6 protein-coding genes and 3 pseudogenes are annotated in these 6250 nt (G+C 70.5%); 5 read left to right on the top strand and 4 right to left on the bottom strand.

Going from position 1 to position 6250, the window contains the following annotated elements; all coding sequences use genetic code 11:
- The coding region (locus E1211_RS29830; protein WP_165947213.1) for a transposase at positions 1-336 on the top strand (336 nt) is incomplete at its 5' end.
- Between the two features lie 156 nt (positions 337-492).
- Here E1211_RS29830 and E1211_RS29825 read toward each other — a convergent pair.
- Both E1211_RS29825 and E1211_RS29820 read right to left on the bottom strand, forming a co-directional pair.
- Entirely contained in the window at positions 493-1281 is a 789-nt protein-coding gene (locus E1211_RS29825; protein ID WP_132353195.1) for an ABC transporter permease subunit, read from the bottom strand.
- Positions 1274-2188: an ABC transporter ATP-binding protein gene (locus E1211_RS29820; RefSeq protein WP_132353193.1), complete on the bottom strand. Its 915-nt coding sequence runs from the start codon at positions 2186-2188 to the stop codon at positions 1274-1276. The genes E1211_RS29825 and E1211_RS29820 overlap by 8 nt, the downstream gene beginning before the upstream one ends.
- Before the next feature lie 151 nt (positions 2189-2339).
- On the opposite strand from E1211_RS29820, the gene E1211_RS29815 reads away from it, so the two are divergent.
- Together E1211_RS29815 and E1211_RS33980 are read left to right on the top strand one after the other, a co-directional pair.
- Positions 2340-2720, top strand: coding sequence for a GbsR/MarR family transcriptional regulator (locus tag E1211_RS29815; RefSeq protein WP_243709761.1), 381 nt, complete (start codon positions 2340-2342; stop codon positions 2718-2720).
- 5 nt (positions 2721-2725) lie between these two features.
- Positions 2726-2851: pseudogene (locus E1211_RS33980) on the top strand (IS481 family transposase); the annotation flags it as partial.
- Between the two features lie 312 nt (positions 2852-3163).
- Here E1211_RS33980 and E1211_RS29805 read toward each other — a convergent pair.
- A pseudogene (locus E1211_RS29805) lies at positions 3164-4396 on the bottom strand (NAD(P)-binding domain-containing protein).
- A 33-nt stretch (positions 4397-4429) separates the two neighbouring features.
- Between E1211_RS29805 and E1211_RS29800 the strand changes: the two are divergent.
- A pseudogene (locus tag E1211_RS29800) lies at positions 4430-4632 on the top strand (ArsR/SmtB family transcription factor); the annotation flags it as partial.
- Between the two features lie 47 nt (positions 4633-4679).
- On the opposite strand, the gene E1211_RS29795 reads toward E1211_RS29800, so the two are convergent.
- On the bottom strand, positions 4680-5528 hold the full coding sequence (locus tag E1211_RS29795) for an NAD(P)/FAD-dependent oxidoreductase (RefSeq protein ID WP_243709760.1): 849 nt from the start codon (positions 5526-5528) through the stop codon (positions 4680-4682).
- Between the two features lie 334 nt (positions 5529-5862).
- On the opposite strand from E1211_RS29795, the gene E1211_RS29790 reads away from it, so the two are divergent.
- Entirely contained in the window at positions 5863-6213 is a 351-nt protein-coding gene (locus tag E1211_RS29790) for a helix-turn-helix transcriptional regulator (RefSeq protein WP_132353189.1), read from the top strand.
- Positions 6214-6250: the final 37 nt, after the last annotated feature.

Genomic DNA, 6250 nt, shown 5'->3' with positions numbered 1-6250 from the left:
AACGAGCCGGGACCCGGCCGGCCTCGCAAACGGCCCGATGTGCTGATCGCCGACAAGGGCTACGCCCACGACTCGACCCGGCGAGCCCTGCGCTCCCGGGGAATCAAACACGTCATCCCCGAACGCTGTGACCAGGTCGCCCGCCGCGCCGCCAAGGGCAGCACCGGCGGACGACCACCAGCCTTCGACAAGGCGATCTACCGCAAACGCAACGTCGTGGAACGCTGCTTCAACCGGCTCAAACAGTGGCGTGACCTGGCCACCCGCTACGCCAAACGCGCATCCCTCTACCAGGCCAGCCTCGTCCTCATCGCCGCCATCATCTGGCTTCCATGATCGACAGGACACGCCCTAGGCCGCCGCCTGGCCGGAGGTGGGGGGCGGGCCAGTCGATTGTTAGCGGCGTCGAGCCCGGCTGGGGCCGGCGTGTGGGGCTTCGGCTGCTCCCGTCTCGCCGGCGCGTCGGTGGTCGGCGGGACGGGGTGGTGTGGTTCAGCTGGTCAGGTCGCGGCGGTTGAAGACGGTGGTGGCGATGAGGACGAGTACGGCGATGGTCGCGGCGAGGATGCCGAGGTCGGTCCACTGGAAGCCGTTACGGAGTGGTTCGTTGCCGATGTAGTAGTGGAACGGGGAGGCGTACCGGAGACCGTCGGCGCCGAGCTGGGTGGCGAAGGTGTTCGCGGCGTAGGCGAGGACGCCGACGGCGGCGCTGCCGGCGAGTGCGGCGGCCCGGCTGCCGGTGGCGGCGCCGATGGTGACGGCGATGCTGCCGAAGACGGTGGAGAGCAGTGCCAGTGCCACGCACTGGGCGGCGAACTGGTCGATGCTGACGGTGTCGAGGTGGGCGGTGTTACGGATGGCGAGCATGGCGAGCAGGACGAGGCCGGCGAGGATGCCGGCGCCGATGGCCAGTGCGGCGCTGCGGTGCAGCAGGAGTCTGGTGCGGCTGACCGGGTGGGCGAGGAGGAGATCGAGGTAGCCGGCTTCCTCGTCGCCGGCGATGGCGCGGGTGCCGGTGGCGATGCCGTAGATGACGGCGATCAGGGGCACGATGATGCCGAAGACGCTGGAGCCGAGGTAGCCGGCGGCGCTGGCGATGTCTTCCATGTTGAGGGCTTCGCGCAGGGCGGGGGAGAAGCCTTCGACGGCCTGGCCCATCGCCCCGTCGGCGACCTGGGGGTAGAAGCCGGCGTACATGGTGCCGACCAGGGCGGTGCCGGCGGCGAAGCCGGTGAGGCTGCGGCGGGAGTCCCAGAGGGTCTTGGTCAGGACGTTAGGCATGGCTGGTCTCCTTGGCGGCGTCGGTGGGCTGGTAGTAGGTGAAGAAGAGTTCTTCGAGGTCGGGTTCGCTGGCCCGCAGGCTGGTGACCTGGTGTCGGGCGAGGATCTGGATCAGTTCGTTGGGGTCGGTGGCCAGGGCGAACCGGGCGGTCGGGCCGTCGATGGTCAGGTCGGAGATGCCGGGGAGCGTGGTGAGGGCAGCCTGGTCGATCGGGCCGGTGAAGGTGATTTCGAATCGATGTAGGGCGTGGTCGCGGAGCCGGGCGACCGTGTCGAGGGCGACGAGCCGGCCCTCGCGGATGATCCCGACCCGGTCGGCGACGGCTTCGACCTCGGCCATGATGTGCGAGGACATGAAGACGGTCTGTCCGGCGGCCTTGGCCTCGCGGACGAGGTCGAGGAAGGTCTGTTGGACGAGCGGGTCGAGTCCGGAGGTCGGCTCGTCGAGGATCAGCAGGTCGGGGTGGTGCATGAAGGCCTGGATCAGGCCGACTTTCTGCCGGTTTCCCTTGGACAGTGCCTTGATCCGGGCGGTCAGGTCGAGATCGAGTCGGGCGGCCAGTTCCTGGATCCGCGCTCGGGGTACGCCGCCGCGCAGGTCGGCAAGGAAGGTCAGGCACTCGCCGACCCGTTGGCGGGGGTTGACCACGAAGTCGCCGGCGAGGTAGCCGATCCGGCGGTGGAGTTCGACGGCGTGCTCGTGCGGGTCACGGCCGAACAGCCGAGCCTGGCCACTCGTGGGACGGATGAGGTCCAGCAGCAGCCGGATGGTGGTGGACTTCCCGGCACCGTTCGGGCCGAGGTAGCCGAACACCTCGCCCTCGGTCACCGTCAGGTTCAGCTCGACCAGCCCTCGGCGGGTCCCGTACGTCTTGGTCAGCTTCTCCAGCTGAATCACGTCTCCCATGGCCATCACAGTATCGAATCTTCAGAGATCTCTGAAGATTCGGAGGTGTTAGGATTTCGTCAAGATGAGTGACGGGAGGACCGGAGTGTCGGCCTTGAGTGATCCGGCGGAGCGCCTTGCCCTGACGCTGACCCAAGGGGGGATGCAACGGATGACCGCACGGGTGCTGGCGGCGCTGCTGTTTACCGAGCGGGACACGCTGACCGCGGGCGAGATCACCGAACTGCTGACCATCAGCTCGGGCAGCGTCTCGACGGCGTTGAAGTCGCTCACTGCAGTCGGGTTGATCGAGAGGGTGCCCGCTCCCGGCAGCCGCCGGGAACACTTCCGCTTCCGCGAAGGTGCCTGGGCGACCCTCATGTCCGAGCAGAACCAGCTGGTCAAGGTGATGCGGGAGGCCGCCGAGCAGGGCATATCGGCCACCGGTGAGGACAGTGCGGCTGGCCGCCGCCTGGCCGAGATGCGGGACTTCTACGACTACCTGTGGCGGGAGCTACCGGCCCTGATTGACCGGTGGAAGGCCCAGAGGTAGATCCATATGCCCGGCCTTACCCCAGCGAGGCCGCCCGCCGAGCTGCCCTACCAGCCTGGCTGCACAACTACAATCACCACCGCCACCACACCGCCCTCGGCGGCCCACCCGCCAGCCGCGTCCCCAACCTCTGGGCAGAACAACCGTGGCGGCGATGGAGCCGGCGATCATCAAGGCGCGTCCGCCATGGTGGTCGAGCCACCGGCCGACGGGGATGGCCATGAGAGCACTGGCGAGGACGGAGGCGGTGAGTGCGCCGGTGACAACGGTGGCGGAAACGCCGAGCGTGGCCGCGATCGGGCGGAGCAGAACCGCGTAGGCGCAGTAGAGACTGCCGTAGCCAATGGTGGTGGTGATGGCGAGGGCGGCGACGATGCGCCGGCCGTCACCACGGTGCCCGCCGACCTGTCGGCCGGCTGGCACCGTGGTGAGGTTGATGGTCATCAGCTGCCGCAGCAGCGGGTAGCCAGGCTCTTGCCGGCCGTCTCCGCCGAGACCGGTCCGCAGCAGCTGTCGGTGCCGGTGGAGTCGGCGGGGTTGCTGTTGCAAACGCCGGTCTCGGGCAGGTCGAGCTGGACGTCGCGGGCGGTGTCCCAGTCCCCGGCGAGGGCGGCGACGACGGAGCGGACCTGCTCGTAGCCGGTGGCCATGAGGAACGTCGGGGCGCAGCCGTAGCTCTTCATGCCCACGGCGTAGTAGCCGGCCTCGGGGTGGGCGAGGTCGCCGACGCCGTGCGGCGGCACGGTGCCGCAGGAGTGCTCGTTCGGGTCGATCAGCGGCGCGAGGGCGCGGGTGGCACCCAGGACCGGGTCGAGGTCCAGGCGCAGCTCGGCGGCGATGGAGTGGTCGGGGCGGAAGCCGGTGGCGGCGACGATCCGGTCCACGACGACGGACTCCTCACCGCCGTCCGCGTGCCGGACGACCACGGCGACCCGCCCGTCAGCCGGGGTGAGCGCATGCACAGAGAAGCCGGTGAGCAGCCGGATCCGGCCGGCGTCGACATGCTCACGCAGCCGGGAGCCGAGCGCACCGCGGGCGGGCAGCGCGTCGGCGTCGCCACCGCCGTAAGTGCGGGCCGGACTCGCCGAGCGGATCGCCCAGGTCACCTCCGTGTCCAGCTCCGCGGCCGCCAGCTCGGCCAGGGAGAGCAGCGTGTTAGCCGCCGAGTGGCCGGCGCCGACGACGAGGGTGTGCCGACCGGCGAACCAGTCCCGGTCCGCGCCGAGCACGTCCGGCAGGGCGTGCTCGAGGAAGGCGGCCACGTCCTTCCTCCACAGGCGGGCAGGCCGGAGGCGCCGAGGACGTTGGGGGTGCCCCAGGTGCCGGAGGCGTCAATGACGGCCCGGGCGAGCAGCTCGTCGCCGTCGGCCAGGCGGATCAGGAACGGCGCCTGCTCTCGGCCGGCGGTGCGCAGCCGGTCCAGGCCGAGCCGGCTGATCGCCTCCACCCGCGCCGTAGCGCAGGCGCGGCTTGAGCTGCGGCAGCTCCGCGAGGGGCTGAAGGTAGTCCGCGACCAGATCCGCGCCGGTGGGCAGCGCGTCCCCGGCCGGGGCGACCCAGCCGGCGTCGTCGAGCAACCGGCGCGCGGCCGGGTCGGCGTTGTTCCGCCACGGCGAGAACACCCGCACGTGACCCCACTGCCGCACCGCCGCGCCGACGGTGTCACCGGCCTCCAGGCCAAGGAAGGGCAGGTCACGCTCGTGCAGGTGGGCGGCGCGTGCGTGTGCGACCTGACGCGGCGTTCGACCTGACCGGGCCGACGATCTCGCACCACCTCAAGACGCTGCGCGAAGCGGGCCTGGTGGATGCCGAACGGCGGGGCACGTGGGTCTACTACCGCGCCCGCCCGGGAATCCTGCGCCAGCTCGCCGCCCTGCTGTCGGTCGAGCCGACCCCCTCGTCGCTGGCGTAAGCCGCCGGGCAAACCCCGTACCTACCAGCGCCGATCACCGAACGCGATCAGCGTTGAGCGCTGGATCCCGTGCGCGAGGCGACGTCCGCATTCCGCTGCCGGCCTTGGCGTCCGGCCGCGTGAGCGGCGAGGGCAGTCATGACGTGCGCGGCGTCGCGGCCGACGCCGCGCAGGGTGTTCGAGGCGAAGGATCGCTGGAACTCCAACCCGAGATAGACCAGTCCCGGATGGGTGGTGGAGATCCCGCCCACCTGCCGAGGGGCGCCATGGTCGAGAGCACCGAGGGGTTTGAGGTATGCGAGGTCCGGGCGGTAGCCAGTGGCGAAGATGACAGCGTCGACCGGCTCGGCCGTGCCGTCGGCCCAGATGACGCCGTCAGGGGTGAAGGCGGTGAACATGTCCCGCCGGGAGAGCAGCCCAGAGGCGAGGGCGTCGCGGTAGACGCCGGTGTCGAGCACGGTGGCGTGTCGAACAAGACGGGTGAGGACGCGGCGGGGCAGGCGGTCCGCGCCGGTGACCCGCAGCCAGCAATGGAGGTCCCGCCCGCCGAGGCGTTGGGGCAGGAAGCGCACGGGTTCCCGGGTGGCGAGCGTGACCCGAGCGTGGGCCGCGATCTCGTAGGCGACCTGGACGGCGGAGTTGCCGGCACCCACGACGATGACCCGCTTGCCCGCGTAAACCTCCGGCCGCCGGTAGCGGGCGACGTGCCGGAGGTCGCCGGCGTAGTCGTTCTGGCCGGGCAGTGTGGGCATGTACGGGTTGCCGAACGATCCGCTGGCAGCGACGATGCCCACCGCGGCCAGCTCGTCGCCGGTTTCGGTGCGGACGAGGTATCCCCCGCCGGGACGTACGTCGACGGCGAGAACCCGAGTACCGGTGCGAATCTCGACGTCCAAGTTCTGCGCGTAACGGCGCAGGTACGCCGTGACCTCGTCACGGCGGGGGTAGCGGGGTCCGGGTCGCCGTCGAAGCGCATGCCGGGTAGCGCGCTGTATCGGGCGGGCGAGAAGAGGGTGAGGCTGTCGTAGTAGTCGGGCCAGGAGCCAACGGGCTCGCTGCCCGCCTGCAGGACGACGAGCCGCGGGCCCGCGGTCAGGGCGGCTCGGGTGGCGGCCAGGCCTGCCTGGCCGCCGCCAATGATGATCACTGGCTCGGTTCGAGCTGTCATGGCACGATCATATCGTCGTTTGGTTGAATGACAATATGATGATGGCGGGGGAAGGTAGGGCCATGAGCGACGCCACAGCCGGACAGCCCACAGGTGCAGCCACACCTCCGCGCGCCGCCGGCGTTCCCAAGGGTCTGGCGTCGCAGACGCAGGAGTTCCTCAAGGCCCTGGGCAGCCCCACCAGGCAGCGGATCATGATGCTGTTCGCCCAGGGCGCCGAACTGTCGGTGGGCGAGGTGGCCGAGCGGGTCGGCATCAGCCAGGCCACGGCGTCGCAACAGTTGACCCTGCTGCGACGCGGACGGGTGGCCACCTCCCGCCGAGACGGGAAGACCGTCTACTACCGGGCGGATCGGGACGGCACGCTCGCCGCCCTCGCCGAGCTGCAGTCCTACCTGGCGACCTGCTGCTGACCAGTCGCCGACCAACCACCCGACCCTCCCCAACGCC

It is taken from the genome of Micromonospora sp. 15K316, from assembly GCF_004348525.1.
Taxonomy (GTDB): domain Bacteria; phylum Actinomycetota; class Actinomycetes; order Mycobacteriales; family Micromonosporaceae; genus Micromonospora.
The sequence above is the reverse complement of the archived record's forward strand: the minus strand, read 5'-3'. Positions and strand labels throughout refer to the sequence as shown.

What these genes read in the sequence shown, in the direction of transcription:
- E1211_RS29825 (WP_132353195.1), bottom strand. Translation starts at nt 1,281, where the DNA reads ATGCCTAACGTCCTGACCAAGACCCTCTGGGACTCCCGCCGCAGCCTC.
- E1211_RS29820 (WP_132353193.1), bottom strand. Translation starts at nt 2,188, where the DNA reads ATGGGAGACGTGATTCAGCTGGAGAAGCTGACCAAGACGTACGGGACC.
- E1211_RS29815 (WP_243709761.1), top strand. Translation starts at nt 2,340, where the DNA reads ATGACCGCACGGGTGCTGGCGGCGCTGCTGTTTACCGAGCGGGACACG.
- E1211_RS29790 (WP_132353189.1), top strand. Translation starts at nt 5,863, where the DNA reads ATGAGCGACGCCACAGCCGGACAGCCCACAGGTGCAGCCACACCTCCG.